24 protein-coding genes are annotated in these 25,777 nt (G+C 60.4%); 4 read left to right on the forward strand and 20 right to left on the reverse strand.

Going from position 1 to position 25,777, the window contains the following annotated elements; genetic code table 11:
• Positions 1–232: 232 nt before the first annotated feature.
• Positions 233–403 (reverse strand): hypothetical protein, encoded by a 171-nt coding sequence (locus tag HYX42_RS21480; protein ID WP_293407035.1) that lies wholly within the window; start codon positions 401–403, stop codon positions 233–235.
• A 91-nt stretch (positions 404–494) separates the two neighbouring features.
• Between HYX42_RS21480 and rpoD the strand changes: the two genes are divergently transcribed.
• Positions 495–2,660, forward strand: coding sequence for an RNA polymerase sigma factor RpoD (gene rpoD / locus HYX42_RS21485; RefSeq protein ID WP_293407037.1), 2,166 nt, complete (start codon positions 495–497; stop codon positions 2,658–2,660).
• A gap of 76 nt (positions 2,661–2,736) precedes the next feature.
• Here rpoD and HYX42_RS21490 read toward each other — a convergent pair whose 3' ends face one another.
• From HYX42_RS21490 to HYX42_RS21525, 8 genes are all read right to left on the reverse strand, one after another.
• A complete protein-coding gene (locus tag HYX42_RS21490; RefSeq protein WP_293407038.1) occupies positions 2,737–3,441 on the reverse strand; it encodes an ABC transporter ATP-binding protein in 705 nt (234 codons plus the stop codon).
• On the reverse strand, positions 3,434–4,225 hold the full coding sequence (locus HYX42_RS21495) for an ABC transporter ATP-binding protein (protein ID WP_293407039.1): 792 nt from the start codon (positions 4,223–4,225) through the stop codon (positions 3,434–3,436). Before HYX42_RS21495 ends, HYX42_RS21490 begins: the two co-directional genes overlap by 8 nt.
• A complete protein-coding gene (locus tag HYX42_RS21500; protein WP_293407040.1) occupies positions 4,222–5,208 on the reverse strand; it encodes a branched-chain amino acid ABC transporter permease in 987 nt (328 codons plus the stop codon). The genes HYX42_RS21495 and HYX42_RS21500 overlap by 4 nt, the downstream gene beginning before the upstream one ends.
• Positions 5,205–6,077 carry a branched-chain amino acid ABC transporter permease gene (locus HYX42_RS21505; RefSeq protein WP_293407041.1) on the reverse strand — a complete coding sequence of 291 codons (873 nt, stop codon included), beginning with the start codon at positions 6,075–6,077 and terminating at the stop codon, positions 5,205–5,207. Before HYX42_RS21505 ends, HYX42_RS21500 begins: the two co-directional genes overlap by 4 nt.
• A gap of 115 nt (positions 6,078–6,192) precedes the next feature.
• Positions 6,193–7,371 carry an ABC transporter substrate-binding protein gene (locus HYX42_RS21510; protein ID WP_293407042.1) on the reverse strand — a complete coding sequence of 393 codons (1,179 nt, stop codon included), beginning with the start codon at positions 7,369–7,371 and terminating at the stop codon, positions 6,193–6,195.
• 131 nt (positions 7,372–7,502) lie between these two features.
• On the reverse strand, positions 7,503–7,955 hold the full coding sequence (locus HYX42_RS21515) for a nuclear transport factor 2 family protein (protein WP_293407043.1): 453 nt from the start codon (positions 7,953–7,955) through the stop codon (positions 7,503–7,505).
• A 2-nt stretch (positions 7,956–7,957) separates the two neighbouring features.
• A complete protein-coding gene (locus HYX42_RS21520; protein WP_293407731.1) occupies positions 7,958–9,109 on the reverse strand; it encodes an ABC transporter substrate-binding protein in 1,152 nt (383 codons plus the stop codon).
• A 79-nt stretch (positions 9,110–9,188) separates the two neighbouring features.
• Positions 9,189–9,962, reverse strand: coding sequence for a GntR family transcriptional regulator (locus HYX42_RS21525; RefSeq protein WP_293407045.1), 774 nt, complete (start codon positions 9,960–9,962; stop codon positions 9,189–9,191).
• A 191-nt stretch (positions 9,963–10,153) separates the two neighbouring features.
• Here HYX42_RS21525 and HYX42_RS21530 point away from each other — a divergent pair, with 191 nt between their 5' ends.
• Genes HYX42_RS21530 through HYX42_RS21540 form a run of 3 tightly spaced genes read left to right on the forward strand, consistent with a single transcriptional unit; the run spans position 10,154 to position 13,372 of the window.
• Positions 10,154–11,209, forward strand: a complete 1,056-nt coding sequence (locus tag HYX42_RS21530) for an aromatic ring-hydroxylating dioxygenase subunit alpha (protein WP_293407046.1) — start codon at positions 10,154–10,156, stop codon at positions 11,207–11,209.
• 42 nt (positions 11,210–11,251) lie between these two features.
• Positions 11,252–12,208, forward strand: a complete 957-nt coding sequence (locus tag HYX42_RS21535) for a PDR/VanB family oxidoreductase (protein ID WP_293407073.1) — start codon at positions 11,252–11,254, stop codon at positions 12,206–12,208.
• A gap of 51 nt (positions 12,209–12,259) precedes the next feature.
• Positions 12,260–13,372 (forward strand): 5-methyltetrahydropteroyltriglutamate--homocysteine S-methyltransferase, encoded by a 1,113-nt coding sequence (locus tag HYX42_RS21540; protein ID WP_293407075.1) that lies wholly within the window; start codon positions 12,260–12,262, stop codon positions 13,370–13,372.
• Positions 13,373–13,599: 227 nt separating this feature from the next.
• Here the strand turns inward: HYX42_RS21540 and HYX42_RS21545 are convergent, their stop codons facing one another.
• The 11 genes from HYX42_RS21545 to HYX42_RS21595 form a co-directional block, all read right to left on the reverse strand.
• Positions 13,600–14,700 carry an aldose epimerase family protein gene (locus HYX42_RS21545; RefSeq protein ID WP_293407077.1) on the reverse strand — a complete coding sequence of 367 codons (1,101 nt, stop codon included), beginning with the start codon at positions 14,698–14,700 and terminating at the stop codon, positions 13,600–13,602.
• A gap of 30 nt (positions 14,701–14,730) precedes the next feature.
• The gene (locus tag HYX42_RS21550) at positions 14,731–15,699 is read right to left on the reverse strand and encodes a TRAP transporter substrate-binding protein (protein ID WP_293407080.1); all 969 of its coding nucleotides are present in this window, start codon (positions 15,697–15,699) and stop codon (positions 14,731–14,733) included.
• A gap of 85 nt (positions 15,700–15,784) precedes the next feature.
• A complete protein-coding gene (locus HYX42_RS21555; RefSeq protein ID WP_293407082.1) occupies positions 15,785–16,765 on the reverse strand; it encodes a tripartite tricarboxylate transporter substrate binding protein in 981 nt (326 codons plus the stop codon).
• Positions 16,766–16,826: 61 nt separating this feature from the next.
• Positions 16,827–17,759: a 2-hydroxy-3-oxopropionate reductase gene (gene glxR, locus HYX42_RS21560; protein ID WP_366931177.1), complete on the reverse strand. Its 933-nt coding sequence runs from the start codon at positions 17,757–17,759 to the stop codon at positions 16,827–16,829.
• Positions 17,760–17,816: 57 nt separating this feature from the next.
• Positions 17,817–18,614 carry a 2-dehydro-3-deoxyglucarate aldolase gene (garL, locus tag HYX42_RS21565; protein WP_293407088.1) on the reverse strand — a complete coding sequence of 266 codons (798 nt, stop codon included), beginning with the start codon at positions 18,612–18,614 and terminating at the stop codon, positions 17,817–17,819.
• A gap of 37 nt (positions 18,615–18,651) precedes the next feature.
• Entirely contained in the window at positions 18,652–19,650 is a 999-nt protein-coding gene (locus HYX42_RS21570) for a tripartite tricarboxylate transporter substrate binding protein (RefSeq protein WP_293407091.1), read from the reverse strand.
• 57 nt (positions 19,651–19,707) lie between these two features.
• Entirely contained in the window at positions 19,708–20,763 is a 1,056-nt protein-coding gene (locus HYX42_RS21575) for a beta-propeller fold lactonase family protein (RefSeq protein ID WP_293407733.1), read from the reverse strand.
• 78 nt (positions 20,764–20,841) lie between these two features.
• Positions 20,842–22,416, reverse strand: coding sequence for a galactarate dehydratase (garD, locus tag HYX42_RS21580; RefSeq protein WP_293407094.1), 1,575 nt, complete (start codon positions 22,414–22,416; stop codon positions 20,842–20,844).
• 29 nt (positions 22,417–22,445) lie between these two features.
• On the reverse strand, positions 22,446–23,753 hold the full coding sequence (locus HYX42_RS21585) for a glucarate dehydratase family protein (protein ID WP_293407097.1): 1,308 nt from the start codon (positions 23,751–23,753) through the stop codon (positions 22,446–22,448).
• A 39-nt stretch (positions 23,754–23,792) separates the two neighbouring features.
• Positions 23,793–25,094 (reverse strand): TRAP transporter large permease, encoded by a 1,302-nt coding sequence (locus tag HYX42_RS21590; protein WP_293407100.1) that lies wholly within the window; start codon positions 25,092–25,094, stop codon positions 23,793–23,795.
• A 49-nt stretch (positions 25,095–25,143) separates the two neighbouring features.
• A complete protein-coding gene (locus HYX42_RS21595) occupies positions 25,144–25,632 on the reverse strand; it encodes a TRAP transporter small permease (RefSeq protein WP_293407735.1) in 489 nt (162 codons plus the stop codon).
• Positions 25,633–25,777: the final 145 nt, after the last annotated feature.

Here is a 25,777-nt window from a genome sequence, read left to right on the forward strand (position 1 = left end):
CGACTTTCGATACGGCAAGCGCGACAGCAGCACCTCCGGCATCGGCCTTCCGCAAGCACGGAAAACTCTCAAAAGAGACGGCCACTTCCCGCAAGGACTGCACACCAAATGTTCGCCCAAACAGCTTGCCGGCTGCCCCTCTTTTCGTCGGGCATTTTTTGCGCCCTGATTTTTTGACCTTCTGCTTTTGCTTTATGCACGGGCGGGTTGATCATCGGTGCTTGCCTAGTGGTTACTGACAAATTTTTGCCAACGGAGACATTTCAATGCCTTTGCAGAAGTCGAAAAAGCCAGCCGCCAAGCCAGTCAAAGCCGCCCCCGTTGCCAAAAAAGCAGCGAAACCGGTCCTGAAGCCCGCGGCAAAGCAGTCAAAGCCACTTGCAAAGGCGGTTGAAAAAGTCAAAAAAACCGCCATATCTACTAAAGCTCAGGCCAGCAAAACGCCGTCGAAACCTGCCGCCAAATCCAGTCCGTCCCCGAAGAAAGCTCCCACCGTGCCCTCCAAGTCCGTTCCCGAAGCAAAACCTGTCGCCGCAGCCACAGCAGACGTACCCGTTAAAAAGAAACCCGGCCGCCCGCCCAAAAACCCGGCTGCTGCCGTTGAAGGCGGCGCACCTTCCGCTGGCGGCGCCAAGCGCGGCCGCAAGCCAAAAGTCGCCCTCAAGGGTGACGGCGATGAAGACCTGTCCGATGTCGTTGCCGAGTTTGAAGAACCGGTGACTGAAACGACCGAGAAGGTCAAACCGCTGCGCATGAAGATCAGCAAGGCGAAAGAACGCGCCTTGATGAAGGAATTCGGCCTGGATGAAACCGTCCTCTCCGAAGAAGACATGGCCAAGCGCCGTGCGCGCCTGAAAGCACTGATCAAGCTCGGCAAGACCCGGGGCTATTTAACCCACGGCGAAATTTCCGATCACCTTCCCGACAAGCTGATTGATGCTGAAACGCTGGATGCGGTGATCGTCACCCTGAACGACCTGGGGGTGGCCGTGTACGAGCAGACGCCTGACGCGGAAACGCTGCTGATCACCGCCAATGCACCGACTGGCTCGACCGAAGAAGAGGCTGAAGAAGCCGCCGAAGCTGCGCTGTCCACCGTCGACAGTGAATTCGGCCGCACCACCGACCCGGTCCGCATGTACATGCGTGAAATGGGCACGGTCGAGCTGCTGACCCGTGAAGGCGAAATCGAAATCGCCAAGCGTATCGAAGGCGGCCTCATGAAGATGATGGAAGCCATCTCGGAAAGCCCCGCCACGATTGCAGAAATCCTGCGCCTGGGTGAAGAAATCCGCGAAGGCAAGATCGTCATTTCCACCGTGGTCGATGGTTTCTCCAACCCGAACGAAGCCGACGATTACGTGGCCGAAGAAGACTTCGACGAGTTCGATGAAGAAGACGATGACGACGGCAAGGGCGGCTCGAAAGCGCTGACCAAAAAGCTGGAAGAGCTGAAAAAGGAAGCCCTGACCCGCATCGACAGGATCGCTTCACTGTTCGAGAAAGTCCACAAGACCTACGACAAGGAAGGCTACGGCACCCCCACGTACACCAAGGCGCAAAAGGCATTGAGCGATGAGCTGATGACCGTGCGTTTTACGGCCAAGACGATTGAAAAGCTGTGCGACCTGCTGCGCGGCCAGGTGCTGGACGTTCGCAAGAAAGAGCGCGAACTGCGCCGAATCATTGTCGAGAAGTGCGGCATGCCGCAGGAAATCTTCATCAAGGACTTCCCGCCCAACCTGCTCAACCTCAAGTGGGTTGAAAAACAGGTCGCTGCCAACAAGCCCTGGTCCGTCATCATGGCGCGCAACATTCCGCCCATCCAGGAACTGCAGACCAAGCTGGGCGAATTGCAGGCACGTGTTGTCGTGCCCCTTGGCCAGCTCAAGGACATCAACAAGCGCATGAACGAAGGCGAGTCCAACTCGCGTGATGCCAAGAAGGAAATGATCGAGGCCAATCTGCGCCTGGTGATTTCGATTGCAAAGAAGTACACCAACCGCGGCCTGCAGTTCCTCGATCTGATCCAGGAAGGCAACATCGGCCTCATGAAGGCGGTCGACAAGTTCGAATACCGTCGCGGCTACAAGTTTTCGACCTATGCCACGTGGTGGATTCGCCAGGCCATCACACGCTCCATCGCTGACCAGGCGCGCACCATCCGCAGTCCTGTGCACATGAGTGAGACCATCCACCAGAGGAACCGCCTGTCGCGCCAGCATCTGCAGGAGTTCGGCTTTGAGCCTGACGCCAGCATCCTCGCCGAGAAGATGGAGATTCCTGAAGACAAGATCCGCAAGATCATGAAGATCGCGAAAGAGCCGATCTCCATGGAAACGCCTATTGGTGACGATGACGACTCGCACCTCGGTGACTTCATTGAAGACGGTGCCAACACCGCACCGCTGGAAGCTGCCATGCAGGCCGGCCTGCGCGACGTGGTCAAGGACATCCTCGACAGCCTGACGCCACGCGAAGCCAAGGTGCTGCGCATGCGCTTCGGTATCGAGATGTCGACCGATCACACCCTGGAAGAAGTCGGCAAGCAGTTCGATGTGACGCGTGAGCGCATTCGCCAGATAGAAGCCAAGGCGCTGCGCAAGCTCAAGCATCCCTCCCGTTCGGACAAGCTGCGCAGTTTTATCGATACGCTGTAAGCCGGACAGACCATCAAAAAGGCCGGGCCCCAAACGGGGCCCGGCCTTTTTTTATGTTGAGCGGAAGTATGACTCTCTAGCGTGACACACCCAGAAGGCGATCAAGCACCTCGGGTTGCTCGCGCAACTCCTGTGCGGTACCCGAATGCACAACCGTGCCGCGATCCAGCACCACGGCACTGTCAGAGATCGCCAGGATGGCCTGCGGATGCTGCTCAACGATGATGGCCGACAGACCCTCTTCGCGCGTGATGCGGCGAATGGCGCGCAGCAGCTCTTCAACAATGATGGGGGCCAGGCCTTCAAGCGGCTCATCGAGCAGCAGGAGTTTGGGGTTCAGCACCAGCGCACGGCCGACTGCCAGCATCTGCTGCTCACCGCCCGAGAGTTGGGTGCCCAGGTTGCTCTTGCGTTCAGCCAGGCGCGGGAACATGGTGTAGACCCGCTCCGGGGTCCAGGCACCGGGGCGCTGAACAGCCGTCAGGTTTTCGTCCACCGTCAGCGACTTGAAGATGTTGCGTTCCTGCGGAACCCAGCCTATGCCGACTGCGGCACGTTCATGCGAAGGCAGCTTGTGCAACTCGATACCGCTCAGGCTGATGCTGCCTGCATGCTGTCGTGTTGCACCCGCCAGTGTGTTGATCAGCGTGGTCTTGCCGGTGCCGTTGCGGCCCAGCAAAGCCAGGGTCTTGCCCTCTTCAAGCGACAGCGACACATTGTTCAGGACAACCGCTTCGCCATAACCTGCACTCAGGCCTTCGACTTTAAGCAGCTCAGTCATGATGAGCCTCCTCACCATGTCCGAGATAAACCGCCTTCACCTCAGGATCATTGGCGATCTGCTCGGGGTCGCCCTCGGTCAACACCGTCCCGTTCACCAGCACCGTCATGCGCTTGGCAAAACTGAAAACCAGGTCCATGTCATGTTCAATCAAAAGAATGGAGACGTCGGCCGGCAGCGCCGCGACGGTCTGCAAAAGTTCTTCGCGTTCCCCCGCCGGCACACCCGCCACCGGTTCGTCAAGCAGCAGCACCTTGGGTTCGCAGGCCAGTGCAATGGCGATTTCCAGCAGGCGGCGCTTGCCGTAGGCCAGCACACGCGTCTCCTGGTTCATGACCTCGGTCAGGTGAAACTGCTCGAGCAGCTTTTCACAGCGCTCGACGACCAATGCGTTCTTGCCCAGCGGGTTCCACCAGCTGGTGCCCAGCCCGTTCTGCTGCGACACGGTCAACGCCAGTGTCTGAAGCGGCGTCAGGGAATCAAACAGCTGGTTGATCTGAAAGGTACGCACCATGCCGCGCTTGACGCGCCGGTTGGGTGCCACGTTGGTGATGTCTTCGCCCAGCAGCGTGATGCGGCCTTCGGTCGGCTGCAGCACACCCGTCAGCAAATTGATCAGTGTGGTCTTGCCTGCGCCATTGGGACCAATCAGCGCGTGGCGTGCACCTTTTTTAAGATGAAGGGTCACATTGTTGGTAGCAGTGATGCCGCCAAAGCGCATCACCAGGCCGTCAGCGGCCAGCACGGTTTCGACGTTGTCCATGTTGTTGACGGCGGAGCTCATGCGCGCCCCCGCTTGAACCAGGTCCATGGGCTGAGCAGGCGTTCACGACCCACCAGCATCAGGACAACGAGGAAGAGGCCAATCCAGAAAGTCCAGTACTGCGGCGTGATGGTCGAAATCGCATCCTGCATGAGCTTGAACACGACGGCACCGGCGACACCGCCGTAAAGCCAGCCCGTACCGCCTATCACCAGCAGCAGCATCACGTCCGCAGAACGGTCAAACGCAAACACATCCAGCGACGCAAAACCTGTGGTCTGCGCCAGCAAGGCACCTGCAGCACCGGCAGCGCCGGCAGCGATGGCGTAAATGACCGCAAGGCGCGATGACACAGGAATGCCTATGGCCATGGCACGCAGCCGGTTGTCACGTATAGCCATCAGGGTCGCGCCAAATGACGACTTGGCCAGGCGGCGAGCCAGTATGAACAGGATCAGCAACACCACCAGTGAATAGCAGGCAGCCGTGCGGCCACTCAGGTCAAACTCGAACCTGCCAAGCAGCGGCCCCATGACCACGCCCTGCAGGCCGTCAGCGCCACCGGTGATTTCGCTGAACTTGTTCGCCAGTTCGAGCAGCAACAGCGCCACACCCAGGGTCACCATCAGCCGCGTCAGGTCACTGCCGCGCAGGATGGTCAGGCTGCAAACGGCGCCAAGAATGGTTGACACCACAATCGCGACGGCCAGGCCGACCAGCGGGTCGGGCATCACCAGTTTGGCGAACAGGGCTGCAGTGTAGGCGCCCATGCCGAAGAAGGCCGCATGCCCCAATGACACGATGCCGCTGTAACCCAGCACCAGATCCAGAGAGATGGCGAACAACGCGACGATGGCGATCTCGTTGATGATGAGGGCATGCGAACCCAGCACAAAAGGCGATGCCAGGGCGAGCAACCAGAACAACGGCTCCCACACTTTCCAGCGGCTGCTCTCATGCAGGCCCTTGCGGACTGCTTCTACGGAATTGGTCTGGTTTGTCATTTGCCGCCCTTGCGCACAAAGAGGCCTTGCGGACGCCAGATCAGGATGATGATCATGAGGCTGTAAACAATGAAGGCACCCATTTTGGGGATGTAGTACTTGCCGGCCACATCGGCAATGCCCAGCAAGAGGGCAGCCAGCAGCGGGCCGGTGATGGATGATGTGCCGCCCACGGCGACAACGATCAAAAAGTAAATCATGAATTTCAGCGGGAAGGTCGGGTCTAGCCCCAGCACCTCCGCGCCCAGCGCACCGCCAAGTCCGGCAAGGCCCGAACCGACTGCGAAGGTGGAGAGGAACACCACATTGACATTGATGCCCAGGCCAGCAGCCACACGCTGGTCGTCAACCGATGCACGCAGCCTGCTGCCAAAACGGGTTTTGGCCAGGATGTACTGGAGGGCAATCGTCAGTGCGGCACAGACGATCACGATGAACAACCTGTAATGGCCCATGCCCAGCATCCACGCGCCTTCGCCGAACTCGGAACGGCCCTTGAGCCATTCAGGCAACTGCACGATTTGCTGGGTTGAACCGATAAAGTAATCGGCGGCCGCCACGGCCATAAAGGTCAGGCCAATGGAAAACAGCACCTGGTCCAGGTGGGGCTTGTGGTACATCGGGCGGTAGAGCGTGCGCTCCAGCAGTCCGCCTATGAGCGCCGAGCCGATAAAGGCCAGCGGCAGGCAAACAAGGAAGGGCACACCAAAGCGCTGCATCAGCAGCACCGTGATGTAGCCGCCCACCATGGCAAAGGCACCGTGCGCGAGGTTGATGAAATTCATCAAGCCCATGGTCACGGCCAGCCCTACGGCCAGTACGAAAAGCAGCATGCCGTAGGCAATACCGTCAAAGAGAATGGTTAGCATGTGTTAGCAAATGCTCGGGTTGCGAGAGTATTCATGCCAGGAACGCCGCGGAACCGGCTTCGCCGGGCCGCAGGCGTTGCCCCCTGGGGGGAGGCAGCAGAGCTGCCATGGGGGGTTACTTGGTTTTTCCGGGATCCTTCATGTCCTTGATCACGTCGAACTCCACGTTGTAGAGCTTGCCGTTCTTGCGCTCAACCTTGCGCAGGTACATGTTCTGCACGACATCGCGGGTTTGTGCATCAATGAACATCGGGCCGCGCGGGCTTTCAAAGATCTGGCCCTTCATGGCCGCCAGCAGCGCTTCGCCGCCGCCGTTGCCCTTGGTGGCACGCAGTGCTTCGTAAATCACGCGCATGCCGTCGTAAGCGCCGACCGCCACGAAGTTGGGGCGCATGCCCTTGTTGGCCTTTTCAAACGCGGCCACAAACTTCTTGTTCAGTGCCGAGGGATGGTCAGCCGAATACTGGTGTGAGGTCACCACGCCCAGCGCGCCATCACCCATGTCGTTGAGCTGGTCGTCATCGGTCAGGTCGCCGGTGCCTATCAGCTTGATGCCGGCCTTGTCCATGCCGCGCTCCAGAAACTGCTTCATGACGGCTGCGCCTGCGCCGGACGGCACAAACACAAACATCGCATCCGGTTTCAGGTCACGGACCTTCTGCAGGAAAGGTGCAAAGTCAGGATTGCGCAGAGGCACGCGCAGCGATTCAACGACCTGGCCGCCATTGAAGGTGAAGCGGTCCTTGAAGTATTTTTCGCCATCGAGGCCGGGGCCGTAGTCGCTGACCAGGGTCACGACTTTCTTGATGCCGTTTTTGGGCGCCCAGTCCGCCATGGCCACAGCAGACTGCGGAATGGTGAAGCTGGTGCGAACGATGTAGGGTGATGCCTCGGTGATGATGGAGGTCGCTGCCAGCATCACGACTTCAGGGGTTTTCGACTGTGTGGCGATGGGGGCGACGGCCAGCGCAATCTGGGTCAGGCCCATGCCGGCCAGCACGTTGACCTTGTCGTTGACAACCAGTTCCTGGGCGATGCGCTTGGAGGCATCAGGCAGGCCGCCGTCGTCCTTGACGATCAGTTCGATCTTGCGGCCGTTGACGGTGTCACCGTTCATGGCCATATAGGCACGCGCGCCGGCTTCCATCTGCTTGCCGGTGGTGGCCTGCTGGCCTGTCAGCGGGGTGATCAGTCCAATCTTGAAGGGCGTCGTGTTGGCCTGTGCCATGGCATTGCCGGCAGCCAGGGTAGCGGCTGCAACAGCCACTGTGCCGAGAAAAAATCTTTTATTCATGGTCTCTCCAAAGGTTTCAGACAACAGTAATCACCGCCCGAGAATGTCGCTTGCCCTGCGAAGATGCGCAAGCGATATTTCAGACTCTCAGTTATAGCAGCTTTAAATAACAGCCGGGCCTGGCGGCCAACTCAGGAGGATTGCGCGGAATGCATGAGGAATCGTGCATTGCGCCTGGCAATACGCCAGTCGCTGCCGTCAGGAACAAAGCTGTCATCAAACTCGCCGAGCACCAGCGGCTGCGCTACCGCCCTGCCCTGCGGTCCTGCGTCGGTTCTGCTGTCAGAAGCCCACAAGGTCACAAGGCTGGTCGCCCGGCAACCATTTTCAGACACATCGCTGAATCGCGTATTGGAGATTACGTGTAGGGACATGCGCCAGGCCGGCCTTGCCTTGTACGCCGCCAGGATGGCGTCTCGCCCCTTGAGAACGCTGCCGTCAGGCCGTTGCAGCAAGCCCTCAGGGACAAACAGCCCGCAGAAAGCATCGAAATCGTTGCCATCAATAAAAGCCGCTGCCGCGTGAATCACACGCAGGCAGCCGGCCTCTATCTCCAGCACCCTGGAAGCTGAAATCACCGCCATGCTTACTTGCCGGTCTTGCCCGGGTCCTTCACATCCTTGATGGTGTCAAACTCCACGTTGTAAAGCTGGCCGTTGACGCGCTCGACACGGCGGATGTAGACGTTCTGCACAATGTCGCGGGTCTGCGCATCAATAAAGATGGGGCCGCGAGGGCTTTCGAAGATCTGGCCCTTCATGGCGCCCACCAGTGCAGCCCCATCGCCCTGCCCCTTGGTCGCCTTGATGGCTTCATAGATCACGCGCATGCCGTCGTACGCTGCAACGCCAAAGAAGTTGGGCCGCACGTTGTTGCTCAGCTTCATGAAGGCGGGCACGAACTTCTGGTTGGCTGCCGACTTGTGCGCGACAGAGTAAGGATGCGAGGTCACCAGGCCAAGGGCCACATCGCCCATGTCGTTGAGGATTTCGTCATCGGCCACGCTGCCTTCACCGATCAGCTTGATGCCGGCCTTGTCCAGACCCCGCTCGGCAAACTGCTTGAGCAGCGCGGTGCCTGCACCTGCGGGAACGAAGACAAACAGTGCATCGGGCTTGAGGTCGCGCACTTTTTGCAGGAAGGGTGCGTAGTCCGGGTTGCGCAGAGGCACGCGCAGCGAATCGACGATCTGCCCGCCGTTGAAGGTAAAGCGTTCCCTGAAGGTCTTTTCTGCGTCAAGGCCTGGGCCGTAGTCGGTGACCAGCGTCACAACCTTCTTGATGCCGTTTTTGGGCGCCCATTCGGCCACCCCCAGCGTGACCTGCGGCAACGTCATGCTGGTGCGCACGATGTAGGGCGATGCTTCCGTGATGATGGAGGTGGCAGCAGCCATGATGACCATGGGGGTCTTGGACTGCGTGGCTATCGGCGCGGTCGACAGCGCCAGTGGCGTCAGGCCAAAACCGGCCAGCACATCAACCTTGTCGGTTACCACCAGGTCCTGTGCGAGGCGCTTGGTCACATCCGGCAGGCCGGTATCGTCCTTGATCACCAGTTCAATCTTGCGGCCCGCAACCGTATCGCCGTTTTGCTGCATGTAGAGCTTCACGCCGTTTTCGATCTGTTTGCCGGTCGAGGCAAATGGCCCCGTCATGGGCAGCAGAAGGCCGACCTTGAAGGGCTTGCCGGCTTGCGCCAAGGCCAGCCCGCCCTGCACTGCCAGTGCTGCGGCGGTCATCTGGCCCAGAAATACGCGTTTTGTTGAATCCATGGTCATCTCCTGCTTGGTTGTTGAGTGGGGGTTTTAAAAATACTGGTCAATCACTTTTGCGAATAAGGCTCACACCCGGCGTACGTCCCGCATCGTGACCCTCCATCACCTCGCGCAAATTGCGCCTGGCGATTCGGGCATGCTCGCGCATGATGGATTCTGCACGGGAACCTTCGCGCAGCCGTATGGCCTCCAGCACCTGCCAGTGCTGGTCCTGCGCAACTATAAGCATGTCGCGCGCATGCGGTGAATCGGCCTGCTGCAGGACAAACCCTGACGGCGAGGCAAACGGCAGGTTCACTACCCGCTCCAGTTCGCGCGCAATCACGGTGCTGCCGGCCATCTCGCCAAGCAGGTTGTGAAAGCGCTGGTTCAGCGTCACATACCGCATGAAGGCCTCATCATCAAGCGCCGCACGCGCCAGCACCTCATCAATCTCGCGCAGGCAGGCATCGGCCTGCTCAAGGGTAGTCTGGTCAACGCCACGCTCAGCGGCGAGCCGGGCCGACAGGCCTTCCAGCGTGCCGCGCAACTCGATGGCCTCCGATACATCGCGCTCCGAAAAAATCCTGACCGCATAACCGCCGTTGGCCAGAGCCTCCAGCAAGCCCTCCTGCTCCAGCCGCATCAATGCAGCACGAATAGGGGTCCTGGAAACACCCAGCTTTTCAACAATCGCCAGTTCGGTGATGCGCTCACCGCTGGGCAACTCACCCGCCAGGATCATCTCGCGCAAACGCAGCTGCGCCTTGACGGCCTGGGAACCGCCCGATTCCTGACTGTCAGCAACAGGTATGGGTGTAAGGGTTGAAGCGTTCATTTTGCAATCTCTGTATACATCTTAGACTTGAAAATCCGAATTGATGCTCATTTTTGATGCAATTTTGGCAAAATCAGGGTATTCTCCTAGTAAATACACAAATCAATGTATACATAAACACGATTTTGAGATCATGCGCCCGCCTGCACTCGTAACGAGCCACACCCATTAACCACCACAAGGAAAACCCCATGTTCCCCAAAAATACCTGGTACGTCGCCTGCACACCCAATGAAATCGACGACAAACCCCTGGGCCGGCAGATCTGCGGCCACAAAATCGTCTTCTATCGCGGGGCGGAAGGCAAGGTCGTTGCCCTTGATGATTTCTGCCCCCATCGCGGCGCGGCCCTGTCATTGGGCTCGGTGTGCGAAGGCAAGCTGGTCTGCGGCTACCACGGCCTGGCCATGAACTGCGACGGCAAGGTGGCATCCATGCCCGGCCAGCGCGTGCAGGGTTTTCCCAAAACACGAAGCTACCCGGTTGTAGAGCGTTACGGCTTTATCTGGGTCTGGACCGGCGACGAAAAACTGGCCGACGACAAACTCATTCACCCGCTGGAGTGGGCCGAAAGCCCTGAATGGGCCTATGCAGGCGGGCTGTACCACGTCAAGTGCGATTACCGCCTGATGATAGACAACCTGATGGACCTGACACATGAAACCTATGTGCACACCACCAGCATAGGCCAGAAGGAAATCGACGAAACACCTGTGAACACCAAAACCGAAGGCGACATGGTCATCACCAGCCGCTACATGGAAAACGTCATGGCCCCGCCCTTCTGGCGCGCCAACCTGCGCGGCAACAACCTGGCCGACGACGTGCCGGTAGACCGCTGGCAGGTCTGCCGCTTCACGCCACCCAGCCATGTGATGATCGAAGTCGGCGTGGCCCACGCCGGCAAGGGCGGCTACGACGCCGACCCGAAACACAAGGTCCACAGCATCGTCGTGGATTTCTGCACGCCGGAGACGGAAACCACGATGTGGTATTTTTGGGGCATGGCACGGAACTTCAACCCGAAAGACAAGGCACTCACGGCGCAAATCCGTGAAGGCCAGGGCAAGGTCTTCGCGGAAGACACCGTGGTGCTCGAAGCGCAACAGCGCAACCTCGATGCATTCCCTGAGCGCAAGCTGCTGATGCTGAACATTGACGCGGGCGGCATGCAGTCGCGACGCATCCTTGACAGGCTGATTGCAGCGGAACAACCAAAACCCCAACCCGAGACACAAGCAGGCTAGACGTGAAACACCCCTGTCGGATGCTCACCACGAAAAAATAATATGGACAACATCAAGGTCAAGGTCGTACGCAAGACCAAAGAGGCAGAAGACATTGCCAGTTTTGAACTCGCGCGTGAAGACGGTGCGCCGTTACCCGCCTTCAGCGCCGGCTCGCACGTCGATGTGCACATCCCCGGCGGGCTGGTTCGCCAGTACTCCCTGTGCAACGACGCCGGCGAGCAGCACCGCTACCGCATCGCCGTCCTGCGCGACCCGGCATCGCGTGGCGGCTCCACCGGCATGCATGAGGCGGTGAAAGAAGGTGACGCGATCACCATCAGCACCCCCAGGAACCACTTCCCCCTGCAGCATGCCACGCGCACGCTGCTGTTTGCAGGTGGCATAGGCGTCACACCGCTGCTGTGCATGGCCCAGCGGCTGAACAAGACCGGCGCCGACTTCACCATGCATTACTGCACGCGCTCGGAAGACCGCACGGCCTTCCGCCAGGAGATCCACGACTCGGCATTTGCAGAAAACGTGCAGTTTCACTTTGATGCCGGCCCGGCCGAACAGAAGCTGGACCTGAAAAAAGCTCTCGGCAAGCCGGATGCCGGCAAACATCTTTATGTGTGCGGCCCCGGTGGCTTTATTGATTTCGTCGTCAACACGGCCAGGGCTGAAGGCTGGGGCAGCGACCAGATCCACCTTGAATACTTCGGCGCTGCGCCGCAGGACACGTCGAACGACGGCAGCTTCGATGTGAAGATCGCCAGCACCGGCAAGACCTACGCCATTGGCGCAAAGGACAACATCATCCAGGTACTGAAAAGCAACGGGATCGAGATTCTCACATCGTGCGAGCAGGGTGTCTGCGGCACCTGCATCACGCGCGTGCTGGAAGGCGAGATCGACCACCGCGACATGTATTTCACGGACGAGGAAAAGGCCGCCAACGACCAGTTCACGCCCTGCTGCTCGCGTGCAAAAAGCAAGGTGCTGGTGCTGGATCTGTAACAGCCGTTTTATTCACGCAGCCATTCATCAACAAAAAAAGGAAAGAGACAAATGACCCAGCTACCCGCCCGCTTCGACCACGTCGGCAGCTTCCTGCGCCCCAAATACCTCCTCGACGCCCGTGACCAGAAAGCCAAAGGCCAGATCACGGCCGAACAGCTTCGGCTGGTCGAGGACAAGGCGATTACCGAGATAGTGAAGTTCCAGGAAGACGTGGGCCTGAAAAGCATCACCGATGGCGAGTTCCGTCGTACCTACTTCCATATCGACTTTCTGGACCAGCTCGGCGGCGTGAAAACAGACATCCCCGTCACCTTCATCAAGCCCGATGGTTCGCAGGAGCTGGCGCCACCCGTCATGAAAGTCGTCGACAAGGTCCGCCATGCCAAGGACATACAGCTCGCCGACTTCCTGTACCTGAAAAGCCAGGTCAGTGCAGGCAACACACCCAAGGTCACCATCCCCTCACCCACCATGCTGCACTTCCGGGGCGGCCGCGCCGGCATCAGCCGCAGCGCCTACCCGGAACTCGACCCGGCGTTTTATGAAGACGTGGCCAAGGCCTATGGCGACGAACTGCGCAGCCTGTCTGCTGCAGGTTGCAACTATGTGCAGATGGACGACACCAACCTCGCCTATCTCTGCGATGAAAAAATGCGTGAAGCCGCACGCCAGCGCGGTGACGACCCCAATGAGTTGCCGCACCGCTATGCCAAGTTCGTGAACCTTGTCGTGGCGCAAAAGCCCAAGGGCATGTTGCTGGCCATGCATCTGTGCCGCGGCAACTTCAAGAGCACGCATGCAGCCGCCGGCAACTACGAGCCGGTGGCCGAAGCCCTGCTCAAGGAAATGGACCTGGACGCCTACTTCCTCGAGTACGACGACGACCGCAGCGGTGACTTCAAGCCATTGCGTTTTTTGCCCAAGGGCAAGACTGTTGTGCTCGGCCTGGTGACCACCAAGATAGGCACCATGGAAAGCAAGGATGCCCTCAAGCGCCGCATCGAGGAAGCCGCCAAATACGCGCCGCTGGACCAGCTCGCGCTGTCACCGCAGTGCGGCTTCAGCAGCACCGTACACGGCAACGACATCGCGGTTGAAGCCCAGCGCGCCAAGTTGCGGCTGGTGATTGAAACCGCACAGGAAGTCTGGGGCGATCGCTGACCTGATCGGCAGCCACACACAAAAGCCCGGCCTGCAAAAGCAGCCGGGTTTTTTTATGCGCCGCTAAATTGCTACAAAAAATGTAGCTGCCCACGTGCGTATTTATTGGGCTACAGCCATTTTCGGCAGTCAAAATGGCATGTTTTGAGGCTTTTTTGACCTTCCACAGGAGCTTTCGACGCCCTGACAGCCAAAAATGTAAAGTCGACTTTACATTTTCGGCCCGCTCATCCCATGAAGCGGTAAAGCGTCTTGCCGCGGCGGCTCTCGCCCGGCAGGTGAACTGATGACGGAAACGCCGGGCAATTCGGCGCGTTTGGATAGCCCTGCGGTTCCAGACACAGCGACTGCTGCTGCAGGTAGACCCGCCCGCTTTTCCCCGGCCCGCCCAGCAGCGGCTCACCGGCTTGCAGGCCGGTATAAAACTGCAGCGCCGGCTCGGTAGACCAGACTTCCATCACGCGGCCAGCGGCCCGCGCCCTCACCCGCGCGGCCAGCACGGGTGCATCGCCCGCAGCGCGACTGGTAAGGTAGCAGTGGTCATAGCCTTCAATGCTGCCCGCTCCCGCGTCAGTTCGCATGCGCTCGCCCAGCAGCACCGGCTGGCGGAAGTCGAAAGCCGTTCCCGCTACATCCAGCAGTTCACCTGTGGCGACCAGGTCGCCGGTCGTCGCAAAGTACTGGTTTGCAGCAATCATGACTTCATGGCTGCGCACGTCGCGTTGCGAGCCATCGGCTGATTCGCCGTTGAGGTTGAAAAATGCATGTGTGGTGAAGCTGGCCACCGTGGGCTGGTCAAGCGCCCTGGCTTCGTAATCCAGCACCAGCTCGTTCGCATCTGTCAGGCTGTAGGTCAGGCGCAGAATCAGCGCGCCGGGAAAGCCCTCTTCGCCATCTTCAAACCGGCAACCCATCTCCACACTTGAATCGCTGCGCTGCACTGCCTTGAACACCCTGAAACGCGAGCCCCGCTTGCCGCCATGCAGGCAGTGCGTCCCGTTGTTGGCTGCAAGCTGGTGGTGCACACCATCGAGTGTGAATGCGGCATTGCCGATTCGCCCGGCATAGCGACCGATAAAAGCGCCCATGGAGGCCGAGCCCTCCACCGCCGCCTCCAGGCTGTCATAGCCCAGCACCACGTCGGTAAGCTGCCCATCACGCCCTGGTACAAGAATCTGCTCTATCTTCGCGCCGTAGTTCGTGATGCAGGCCACCATGCCGCGTGAATTGCGCAGGGTGTAGAGCGCGACGGCCTCACCGTCCACCTCACCCCGAAAGCGCGCGGCATCAAGCAGCTTTGGTGGGGCAACATTGGCGGATGAACGCATATGAAGAACCTCAACTACAAAACGATGTCGCTAGTCTGCCACGATGGTCAGCAGCTCTTCACGTGTTTTGGGGTCAGTCATGTATTTGCCATACAGCGGCCCCATGCGGCGCACCATGGGCGAAGCATCCCTGAGCTTGACGAATATCGCCCCCTGCTTTGTGGTGGCATCCAGGGATGACAGCACACGTTTGTTCCAGAGATCGCGCATCAACAGGGCCGACTTCGCACCCGCAGCCATCACGGCCGCCTTCTCGTCCTTGTCGAGCTTGCCCCACAGCTTGACGGACACCACCAGTGCTTCCGGCGAGATGACATGGCTGGTCACATACACATTTTTGGCCACCTTGAAGTGCCCTGTCGATTCATAGGACGGCAGGTTGTTCTCGGCGCAGTCCACCTGGTCTTGCTGCAGCGCGCCCAGCACGTCCTTGAAAGGCAGGGCCACTGGCGTTGCACCCAGCAGCTTGACCATTTCGATGTAGATGTCCGATTGCTGCACACGGATTTTTTTGCCTGTCAGGTCGGCCACGCTGTTGATGGGTTTGACGCAATAAAACGAACGCGCGCCGCCGTCATACCACCCCACCACCACAAACCCCGATGACTTCAGGTTGGCGGCAAAACGCTCACCCAGCTTGCCGTCCAGGTGCTTGAACATGTGGGCCGAGTCCTTGAACAGGAAAGGCAGGTTCAGCACCTTGATGCCGGGCACTGCATCGGACAGCGGGCCCGAGCTGAACTCGGCAATATCGATCTCGCCGTTTTTGAGCATCTGCACCGCCTTGGGCTGGTCGCCCAGCGTGCCGTTCGAGAACACCTCGACCTGGTACTTGCCTTTGGTCACGTTGCCGACATCCTCGGCAAAGCTTTTCATCGCTTCCGTCACCGGATAGCCCTCGGGGTGGATGTTCCAGGCACGTAGTTTTGTCTGCGCGAAACTGGCACTGGTGGCCAGCGCAAAGCCAAGGCAAAGAAGCCCTTTGAAGGAAGCGTGCATTGTTGTCTCCGGTTGTACCCATGAGCGGCCCGCGGCTCAAGTCGCTTCTTTTTTTTGAATGCAGATCCGCCCTGACGGCGTGCGGTCAGTCCAGTTTGATGGACGCCTCTGTCACCACCTTCGCCCAGCGGCTGCGCTCCTGGTTGAAGAAGGTGTCCTGCTGCTGGGGCGTCATGGTGACCACTTCAGCGCCCTGCCCTGACAGCTTGGCGCGGATCTCCGGGCTCCGGATGATCCTGATGAGTTCGGTGTTGAGCCGGCTGATCACGGACGCAGGTGTGCCGTTGGCCACCAGCAGTCCCTGCCAGGTGCCCGACTCGAAACCGGCAAGCCCCTGCTCTGCCAGCGTCGGCACATCGCCGATCAGGGGCATGCGCGAGCCTTTGGAAACACCCAGTATCTTGAGCTTGCCGCTTTGCACAAAGGGCAGCGTGGCCAGCATGCCGTTCATCAGCACCTGTGTCTGGCCTGCAATGGTGTCGCTGACGGCCTGTGAGCCGCCCTTGTACGGAATGTATTGCCACTTCGCCTTGCTGGCCCGCTCAACAGCCACGCCCGCCAGGTGCGGTGCGCTGCCCATGGCCGTCACGGCAAAGTTGAGGCTGGATTTGCGCGAGAGTTCGACCAGTTCCTTGAGGTTGCTCACCGGCACTGATGGGTGAACCACCAGCAGATGCGGCGAGTAGGCCAGCATGGTGACGCCACGCAGGTCTTTGGAAGGGTCAAACCCCAGTTTGGTGTACACCGAAGGGCTGATGGCCAATGCCCCGGTGTCGCACAGCAGCAGCGTGTAGCCATCAGGTGCCGACTTGGCAACAAAATCTGCACCCAGGTTGCCGTTTGCGCCCGCCTTGTTCTCGACGATGACGGGTTGCTTCAATGCGTCTGACAGGGGTTGTGAGATGGCACGCGCAATGATGTCTGAAGAACCCCCGGGTGAATAAGGAACCACCAGGCGTATGGGTTTGGCCGGCCAGGCCCCACCCTGTGCCTGAGCCAGACCTGTGATGGCACCGCTACCCAAAACCAGTGAGCCAGCAATGAGCCCACGTCGATTGATCGTCATGTCTTTGTCTCCGTTGATGGTTTGGGGCCTCTGCGGGCCCTTGAAAAAAACAGGGTTGGCGTTATGCCACGTCGTGATGCGCCATCAGCTCCAGCGCACGCACCAGCGCCGAGTGATCCAGGTCCTGCATGTCATTGGCTGCACACACCTGCATGAGCTGCGCTGCGCCCGCTGTTTGCGGCAGCGCCACACCCAGAGTCCGGGCGCCGGAGAGTGCAAGGCCCAGATCCTTCTGGTGCAGGCCAATGCGAAAGCCGGGCGCGAAGGTGCGCTTGATCATGCGTTCACCATGCACTTCAAGAATGCGCGAAGCCGCGAAGCCGCCCATCAGCGCCTGGCGTACCTTGGCCGGGTCCGCGCCTGCCTTGCTGGCAAACAGCAGTGCTTCACCGACTGCGGCGATGTTGAGCGCGACGATGATCTGGTTGGCGACCTTGCAGGTCTGGCCGTCGCCGTTGCCGCCGACGAGTGTGATGTTCTTGCCCATCAGCTCGAACAGCGGCTTGACCTTGTCAAACGCTGCATCGGGGCCGCCGACCATGATGGTCAGGCTGGCCGCCTTGGCGCCAACCTCACCGCCGGACACGGGCGCGTCGAGGTAATCGCAGCCGAGATCGTTGATGGATTTTGCAAACTCCTTGGTGTCCATGGGCGAGATGGAGCTCATGTCGACAACTGTCTTGCCCCTGGAGAGGCCCAGCGAAACGCCGTCTTCACCAAACAGCACCCTGGCCACATCGGGGGTGTCCGGCAGCATCATGAAAATAATGTCGGCCTTCTCTGCTACTTCTTTCGCAGACTTGCAGGCCACGGCCTTGCCGGTCAACAGGTCTGCAGGTACCTTGCTGCGTGTGGTGAGGAAGACCTCATGCCCGGCCTTGATGAGATGCGCCGCCATGGGCGCACCCATGATGCCAAGACCGATAAAACCCAGTTTGCTCATTGTTTGATTCCTTGAAAGTTGATGCCGGAAACGGCGTGCATTTGCGGGAATGCGCGGAACCGGCTCTGCCGGGCCGCAGCATTGCCCCCCAGTGGGGGGAGGCGCGCGTCAGCGCGCTTCGGGGGGCGTCCTGTATTTGTCGTGCAGGGCCTGCGTGGCCGAGCGGAACACGCCCAAGTCGCTGCCCACGGCGACAAAGGTGGCGCCCATCTCGAGGTAACGGCGCGCGTCGGCTTCGACCGGCGCAAGAATGCCGGTGGGCTTGCCGCAGGCTTTCGCATCAGCAAATACCGCCGCGATAACCTTCTGCACATCCGGATGCCCGGCATTGCCAAGGTGACCAAGACTGGCAGCCAGATCTGAAGGGCCCACAAAAATGCAGTCAACGCCGTCAATGGCGGCAATGTCTTTTGCAGCCTCAACGCCCTTGCGGCTTTCAATCTGCACCATCACACAGATGTGGTCGTTGATGGACTTGAAATATTCGGGCACGGTGCCATAGCGGTTGCTTCGCTGCGACACCGAAATGCCGCGAACGCCCTGTGGCGGGTAGCGCGTGCCGCGCACGGCACGCAGGGCCTCGTCAACGCTCTCAACAAACGGAATCAGGAAGTTGTAAAACCCGGCATCCAGCAGGCGCTTCAGTTCAACTTCGTTGTTGCTGGTCGGCCTTACCACCGGGGCGCTCGGGCTGTCTTTCAGCGCCATGAGCTGCGGTATGAAAGTACCGACATCGTTGGGCGAATGCTCACCGTCGAGCAATATCCAGTCAAAGCCGGCCACGCCCAGCACTTCTGTCGTGATGGCATTGGCCAGTGAAGACCAGCAGCCTATCAGGCGTTTGCCTGCAAGCAGGTCCTGCTTGAAGCGGTTGGGAAAGGGTTGGTAGGGTGTGGGCTGTGTCATGGTGATTTGCTGTTGCTCTAACGGTTTCGATTCGGTTCTATTCAGCCTTGATATTGGCGGCCTTGATGACGCGCGCCCACTTGTCGACTTCCGCCTTCTGGTAGACGGAAATCTGCGCTGGCGTCATGTTTGAAGGCTCCATGCCGAAGCCCTTGAGCTTGGCCTGCACGTCTGGCAGGGCCAGTACCTTCATGACCTCGGCGTGCAGACGGTCAACGATGGGCTGCGGGGTGTTCGCGGGCACGAACATGGCCTGCCACGACACCATGTCGAAACCCTTCTGGCCGCTTTCGGCGATGGTCGGCACATTGGGATAGCCCGGCACGCGCTGGCTGCCGGTGATGGCGATGGCACGCAGCTTGCCGCTCTGAATGTGCGGGCCCACGACCAGGCTGGTGTCGAACATCATGTCGAGCTGCCCACCTATCACGTCCTGCACGGCGGGGCCTGAACCCTTGTACGGCGCATGCGTGAACTTCACGCCTGACTGGCTGGCCAGCAGTTCCAGCGCCATGTGCGGCGAGGTACCGATCCCGGGCGAGCCCGAGCTCAGGCCGCCATTCCTGGCGCGGCTGGCCTTGAGCACGTCATCCAGTGTGCGCATGGGGCTGCTGGCGGGCACCACCAGCAGCAGCGGAGCTGCACCCAGCATCGCGATGGGCGTGAAAGACTTGACCATGTCATACCCAATGGGGGTGGTGTAGAGGCTGCCATTGATCGAATGGGAACTGATGGTGCCGCCCAGCAGCGTGTAGCCGTCCGCAGGAGCGCGGGCAGCAATGGCCGAGCCCACGCTGCCGCCCGCCCCCCCCTTGTTGTCGATCACCACCGGCGTGCCCAGCGCGGTGGACAGTGCTGGCGCGATGACGCGGGCCAGCGTATCCGTATTGCCGCCGGGGGGGAATGGCACCATATAGGTGATGGCCTTGCCGGTGGGCCAAGTGCCCTGGGCGAATGCGCTCAGGGTTCCAAAGCCGGTGACGATAGCAGTGGCGGTGGCGGCGAGTGCGGTCTGAATGAGGGTGCGGCGTTGCATGTGTGTCTCCTTGATGTGTACTGTCTGTGATATGCGTGGATGAAAGGCTTTGCCGCCTCAGGGCATTTCGACGATCTCGACCCAGTTCGGGTTCTTGCCCGCTGGCTGGCTCTTGCCAGCGCCGGGCATGCCGGTGGCGGCGTCAATCGGGTGCAGGGACACGCCGTGCGAGTCCTGGCCGGTGGAAATCAGGAAGCGCCCCGTGGAATCCACTGCAAAACCGCGCGGCGTTTTCTCCGTCGGCGTCTGTCCCACCACCTGCAGCCTGCCAGTAGCGGGGTCGACCTTGAAGGTGGTCAGTGTGCTGGATGTGCGCTCGGACCCATAGAGGAATCTGCCGTCAGGAGAGATCTGCAGGTCGGCCGCCCAGACCTTGCCGGTGAAGCCCGGCGGCACGACGGTGCTGCGCTGCACATGGCTCATCGTGCCCTTCGCGGCATCATAGGCAAACACATCGACTCCGCCGTCCAGCTCGTTGATCAGGTACGCGTACTTCTGCGCCTTGTCCCAGAGGAAGTGGCGCGGGCCGGTTTTGGCGGGCGCAACGTTCACCAGCGGCGTGTCGTTGGGGCTGAGCATGCCGCTGGCCGCGTCGAACTTCCAGCTGGAGAGGTTGTCGCCACCCAGGCTGGTGGCAAACACGTACTTGCCCGAGGCATCGGCATGAATGGCATGCGCATTCGGTGCGGTTCGCAGGACCTGCTGGACCGGGCCAACCACGCCGTCTTTCTCGATGCTGTTCACGGTGATCTTGTTGCCGCCATAAGAGGCTGCGAACAGCCACTTGCCGCTCGGGTCGAGGTCGATGTTGGGAACGCTATCAGCCAGGGCGGACTCGCCCAGCTTCTTCAGCCCCCCGGTCGCACCGTCAATGGCGAAGGTGACCACGCGGAAGGGCTGCGAACGCAGCGCCACATATAAAAACTTTTTGTCCCTGCTCACCACCATGGGCATGGCGGTGCCGCCCACCGGCACTTTGACCACAGGCGTCAGGCTGCCGGCAGCGCGGTCCAGCTGCATCACCGAGATGTCCTGGCTGTCGGCATTGCTGACGTAAACCCAGGTCGCAGCAGATGCGCTGCCAGCCAGGACTGCAAAGCCCGTGGCCAGCATCGCAAAACCCCGGCGAACTGAATGTGAAGTCATTGAAAAACGGCTCATCTTTTGTCTCCTCTTTTTGGTTGTTAACGTTCAGGTCACAGGTGCGGGGTTGAACAGCACCAGCGCGTTGTGCAGCTTCCATTGCTCTGCCCAGGTTTTTTTGCGGCCGCTGGCCACGTCGAGCATGAAATTGAAAAGCTCCCAGCCGACGTCGGCAATGCTGGCGTCGCCATCTGCGATGCGGCCGGCATTGATGTCCATCAGGTCATGCCAGCGCCTGGCCAGGTCTGTGCGCGTGGCGACCTTGATGACGGGCACTTCTGCCAGGCCGTAAGGCGTGCCGCGTCCGGTCGTGAACACATGCAGGTTCATGCCGGCAGCCAGTTGCAGCGTGCCGCAGATGAAGTCGCTGGCCGGGGTAGCCGCGTAGATCAGGCCTTTTTGTTTGAGCTTTTCGCCCGGCGACAAAACGCCAGAGATGGGCGCGCTGCCCGACTTGACGATGGAGCCCATGGCCTTTTCAACAATGTTCGAGAGGCCGCCCTTCTTGTTGCCGGGCGTGGTGTTGGCGCTGCGGTCAACCATGCCTTTCTGCAGGTAGGCGTCGTACCAGGCCATCTCGCGGATCATGGCGGCAGCCACCTCAGGCGTGCTGGCGCGTGAGGTGAGCTGGTCTATGCCGTCGCGCACTTCAGTGGTTTCTGAAAACATGACAGAGGCCCCTGCCCTGACCAGCAGGTCAGTTGCAAACCCCACAGCCGGGTTGGCCGTCACGCCAGAGAATGCATCGCTGCCGCCGCACTGCACACCTACGACCAGCTCGCTCGCGGGCACGGTCTCACGCTGGCGGGCGTTGAGCTTTTCAAGATGCAGCACCGCCGTCTGCATGATGGACTCAATCATGGACATGAAGCCCACATGGTTCTCGGCCTGCAGGCAGACTACATCCAGCGGTGCGTCTGCGCTCTGACCCACGTCTGCCACGCTACGTTCATCAACAATCTGTATCGTGCCCGGCGGCATCAAACGCTCGGGCTGCAGCTTTTCACAACCCAGGCTGACCACCATGACCTCACCGCCAAAGTTGGGGTTCAGCGAGATGTTGCGCAGTGTGCGTATCGGGATGATGGCATCGGGTGCATCGATGGCCACGCCGCAGCCGTAGGTGTGCTCAAGGCCCACGACGTCATCAACATTCGGGAATTTCGGCAGCAATTCGGCCTTGATGCGCTTGACGGCAAAGTCGACAACACCGGCCACGCACTGAACAGTAGTGGTGATGGCGAGAATGTTGCGTGTGCCCACAGAACCATCGGCATTGCGAAAACCTTCAAAGGTGTAGCCTTCAAGCGGCTCCATGGGCCCGGGTTTGACGGTGGCGATGGGCAGGCCCTCCAGCCCGCGTGCGGCCGGCATCTCCAGCAGGCGCTCATGCACCCAGCTGCCGGCGGGGATGTCCTTTAGCGCATAGCCTATGGGTACGTTGTAGCGCAGCACCGCCGTGCCTTTGGGCAAATCAACCAGCGCAACCTTGTGCCCCTGCGGCACCTTGTCAACCAGGCGCAAACCATCTGCAAACACGGTGCCCGCAGGCAGGCCGCCGTCGTTGGCGACTATGGCCACGTTGTCACGTGGATTCATGAGGATGTGAAGCGGCGCAGCCATGGTCAGTGATCAGTAACTCAATAACTTAGTTAGTAGCGGGGTTGCACGCCCGTGAAGGACGGGTCGTACTTGCGCATCTGCCCAAGGTCGTCGCGGTTGCGTATGCCGCAGTTCAGGTAGTTGTCGTGCAGGCGGGCCAGGGCCGTGCGGTCAATCGTGACACCCAGGCCGGGGCTGGTCGTCACGCGCAGGCTGCCGTCTTCAAAGCGCAGGCGGCCGCCCTCCACGATCTCTTCGTCCTGCCACGGGTAATGGGTGTCGCAGGCGTAGGTCAGCAGCGGCACGCTGGCACACAGATGGGTCATGGCCATCAGGCTGATGCCCAGATGCGAGTTGCTGTGCATGGACAGGCCCAGGTCGAAAGTACGGCACAGCCGCGACAGCTGCTGCGTGGCGCGCAGGCCTCCCCAGTAATGGTGGTCGCTCAGCACGATCTTCACCGGGCAGCCCATGTCGGCGTTGCGGCGGAACTCTGCAAAATCGGTCACCACCATATTGGTAGCCAGCGGCACTTCGCATTCACGTGCCACGGCGGCCATGCCGTCCAGGCCAGGCGCCGGGTCTTCGTAATACTCCAGCACGCCGCGCAGCTTGTCGACGATGCGCAGGCTGGTCGCCACGCTCCAGTTGGCGTTCGGGTCTATGCGCAGCGGCGTGCCAGGAAAGGCTTTTGCCAAAGCCAGCAGACCGGCTGCTTCATCATCGGGCGGCAGCGCACCGGCCTTCAGCTTGATGCTCTTGAAGCCATACTGCGCGATCATCTGACGGGCCTGCGCCACCAGTTGATCTGGTGTCACGGCCTCGCCCCAGGGGTCGGCCGGATAGCCGGACGATGCAGGCTTGTCGATGTGCACCGCGTGTTTGTAGAACAGGTAGGCCGAATACGGCACGCAGTCGCGGGCCGCGCCGCCCAGCAGGTCGACCACCGGTGCGCCGGCAAGCTGGCCCTGCAGGTCCAGCATGGCGACCTCGAAAGCACTGACCACCTTGGCCACGTTCTTGGACACATGGGTGCCCGGCGCCAGCGATACCTGCTGGCCGAGAAATTCAGACGCCGTCAGCGCAGGCGGCGTGACCAATGCGGCCACACGCGTTTCCATCTCATTGAGCGACCACGGCGAGAGGCCGACCAGGCTGGGTGCCGCCTTCGCCAGCACCTCCAGCATGGGCAGGTCGCCATAACTCTCGTTGATGCCAACCAGGCCCGAGTCTGTTTCCAGTTCAATGATGGATCGCAGCGCCCAGGGCTCGTGTATGCCGGCCGCGTTCAGCAGCGGCGGATCGCGGAACGCGATGGGCGTGATGCGGATGTGCCGGATGGCATGCGAAGTGGTCATGACGAAAGCTGTGGCGAGGTGGAGAGGCGGGTTGGCTATTTATTTGGCTGCGGCCATGAACATGTTGGGCAGCCACAGCGAGAACGCAGGCACGTAGGTGACCAGCATCAGGCACAAGGTCAGTGCGCCGTAGAAGGGAAGGATGGACTTCATCACCTCCCCGACCGATATCCCCCCTATCGCGCAGCCGACAAATTGAGTCACCCCCACCGGTGGCGTGTTCAGGCCGAGCGCACAGTTGATCAGCATGACCATGCCGAACTGTGCCGGGTGCATGCCGAACTGCATGGCAATGGGCAGGAAGATGGGTGTGCACACCAGGATGGTGGCGGCCATGTCAAGGAAAGTGCCGAGCAGGAACAGCATCACGTTGATCATCAGGAAGATGACCCACGGTTCGGTGGAGATCGACATCATCAGCGCGCCAGTTTTCTGCGGCACTTCGTACAGCGCCATGAAATACCCGAAGGCCGATGAAATGCCGATCAGCAGCAGCACGACGCCGGTGGTCTTGCAGGCCTTGGCGCAGGACTTGATGAAGTTCTTCCAGCTCAGCGAACGGTAGACGATGGCCGTCACGAACATGGCCCACAGCACCGCGGTCGCGGCCGATTCGGTTGCAGTGAACACGCCCGACAGGATGCCGACCAGGATGATGACCACAATGAGCAGGCCGGGCAACGCCGCCACGAATGCGACCAGCACCTCGTGCCAGCCAGGGAAGGCGCCGCGCGTTGGATAACCGCGCTTGACCGCGACATAGTAGGCCGCGCCCAGGTTGCACAGCGTCAGCAGCAGGGCCGGAATGACACCTGCAAGGATGAGGCTGAGCACGCTGACCGAGGCAATGCCGGTGGTCGCCAGCGTGAAGATGATCAGGTTGTGCGAGGTCGGCATCAGCACGCCGACCAGCGCGGCGTGCGTCGTGACATTGACCGCGTAATCAGCGTCATAGCCCTCCTTCTTCATGAGCGGGATCATCACCGAGCCCATGGCGGACACGTCGGCCAGTGCGGAGCCGGCAACGCCGCCGAACAGCGTACAGCCGATCACATTGCTCATGCCCAGGCCGCCGCGCACATGGCCCACCAGGCTGTTGGCAAAGCGCACGATGCGTTCGGCAATACCGCCGTAAAGCATCAGCTCACCGGCAAACACAAAGAACGGAATGGCGAGGAATGAGAAAACCTGCATGCCGCCCACCATCTTCTGGAAGACGATGGGCACCGGCACACCGGCATACAGCACGGTGGCGATAGACGCCAGACCGATGGAGAAAGCCACCGGCACGCCGATGATCAGGAAGACGAGGAAGGTGATGGAAAGAACAGCGAGTTCCATGATGGTTTGCCTTGGCTCTGGAGCAGTTTTTGTTGGAGTTTTTCTGGGATCAGTGCCAGGACGGCATGACTTCTTCGCCGCGCAGCAGCGCGATGACGTGCTCGAACGAGAACAGGACAATCAGTACACCGGCAATCACCAGCGCCAGGTAATCCACACCTTCGGGAATGCCGAGCATGGGGTCCAGTTCAGCCCACTTCAGGCGCGTCCAGATCCAGCCGGCCCAGGCCATGACGCCGCCGAACATCGCCACGAGCACGTGGATCAGGATTTCGATCTTGAGCCGCATCGACACGGGCAACAACGCGACCATGGAATCGAGCCCGATGTGCCCGGCGTCGCGCACACCCACGGCAACGCCCAGCGCCGTGATGTAGAGCACCAGCTGCAGCGCCAGCGCCTCCGTCCAGGTCGGGGTGTCGTTGAAGATGTAGCGGCCGACCACCTGCACCTGCACCGCTAGGATCAGGACGATCAGGCCGACGATGGCGAGCATCAGGCCGACCTTGCTGATGACCGCGCAGATACGGTTGAGCAAAAGATCAGCGGGCGGCTGGCTGTGCGCGTCGGTTTCAATCGGCGACGTTTCTATCGGCCCGGTTTCTATTGGCGCTGTTTGCAATGGGGTGTTCATGTGAGGTCCGACGTTAAGACACGGCAGAAAGAAGAAGAAAGCGGAAAAG

The sequence above is a fragment of the Polaromonas sp. genome, assembly GCF_016185115.1.
Classification (GTDB): Bacteria; Pseudomonadota; Gammaproteobacteria; order Burkholderiales; family Burkholderiaceae_C; genus Polaromonas.

Excerpts from the sequence above, each read along its gene's own strand:
- HYX42_RS21490 (WP_293407038.1), bottom strand. The coding sequence starts at position 3,441 with ATGACTGAGCTGCTTAAAGTCGAAGGCCTGAGTGCAGGTTATGGCGAA.
- HYX42_RS21495 (WP_293407039.1), bottom strand. The coding sequence starts at position 4,225 with ATGAGCTCCGCCGTCAACAACATGGACAACGTCGAAACCGTGCTGGCC.
- HYX42_RS21500 (WP_293407040.1), bottom strand. The coding sequence starts at position 5,208 with ATGACAAACCAGACCAATTCCGTAGAAGCAGTCCGCAAGGGCCTGCAT.
- HYX42_RS21505 (WP_293407041.1), bottom strand. The coding sequence starts at position 6,077 with ATGCTAACCATTCTCTTTGACGGTATTGCCTACGGCATGCTGCTTTTC.
- HYX42_RS21510 (WP_293407042.1), bottom strand. The coding sequence starts at position 7,371 with ATGAATAAAAGATTTTTTCTCGGCACAGTGGCTGTTGCAGCCGCTACC.
- HYX42_RS21515 (WP_293407043.1), bottom strand. The coding sequence starts at position 7,955 with ATGGCGGTGATTTCAGCTTCCAGGGTGCTGGAGATAGAGGCCGGCTGC.
- HYX42_RS21520 (WP_293407731.1), bottom strand. The coding sequence starts at position 9,109 with ATGACCGCCGCAGCACTGGCAGTGCAGGGCGGGCTGGCCTTGGCGCAA.
- HYX42_RS21525 (WP_293407045.1), bottom strand. The coding sequence starts at position 9,962 with ATGAACGCTTCAACCCTTACACCCATACCTGTTGCTGACAGTCAGGAA.
- HYX42_RS21530 (WP_293407046.1), top strand. The coding sequence starts at position 10,154 with ATGTTCCCCAAAAATACCTGGTACGTCGCCTGCACACCCAATGAAATC.
- HYX42_RS21535 (WP_293407073.1), top strand. The coding sequence starts at position 11,252 with ATGGACAACATCAAGGTCAAGGTCGTACGCAAGACCAAAGAGGCAGAA.
- HYX42_RS21540 (WP_293407075.1), top strand. The coding sequence starts at position 12,260 with ATGACCCAGCTACCCGCCCGCTTCGACCACGTCGGCAGCTTCCTGCGC.
- HYX42_RS21545 (WP_293407077.1), bottom strand. The coding sequence starts at position 14,700 with ATGCGTTCATCCGCCAATGTTGCCCCACCAAAGCTGCTTGATGCCGCG.
- HYX42_RS21550 (WP_293407080.1), bottom strand. The coding sequence starts at position 15,699 with ATGCACGCTTCCTTCAAAGGGCTTCTTTGCCTTGGCTTTGCGCTGGCC.
- HYX42_RS21555 (WP_293407082.1), bottom strand. The coding sequence starts at position 16,765 with ATGACGATCAATCGACGTGGGCTCATTGCTGGCTCACTGGTTTTGGGT.
- garL (WP_293407088.1), bottom strand. The coding sequence starts at position 18,614 with ATGACACAGCCCACACCCTACCAACCCTTTCCCAACCGCTTCAAGCAG.
- HYX42_RS21570 (WP_293407091.1), bottom strand. The coding sequence starts at position 19,650 with ATGCAACGCCGCACCCTCATTCAGACCGCACTCGCCGCCACCGCCACT.
- HYX42_RS21575 (WP_293407733.1), bottom strand. The coding sequence starts at position 20,763 with ATGCTGGCCACGGGCTTTGCAGTCCTGGCTGGCAGCGCATCTGCTGCG.
- garD (WP_293407094.1), bottom strand. The coding sequence starts at position 22,416 with ATGGCTGCGCCGCTTCACATCCTCATGAATCCACGTGACAACGTGGCC.
- HYX42_RS21585 (WP_293407097.1), bottom strand. The coding sequence starts at position 23,753 with ATGACCACTTCGCATGCCATCCGGCACATCCGCATCACGCCCATCGCG.
- HYX42_RS21590 (WP_293407100.1), bottom strand. The coding sequence starts at position 25,094 with ATGGAACTCGCTGTTCTTTCCATCACCTTCCTCGTCTTCCTGATCATC.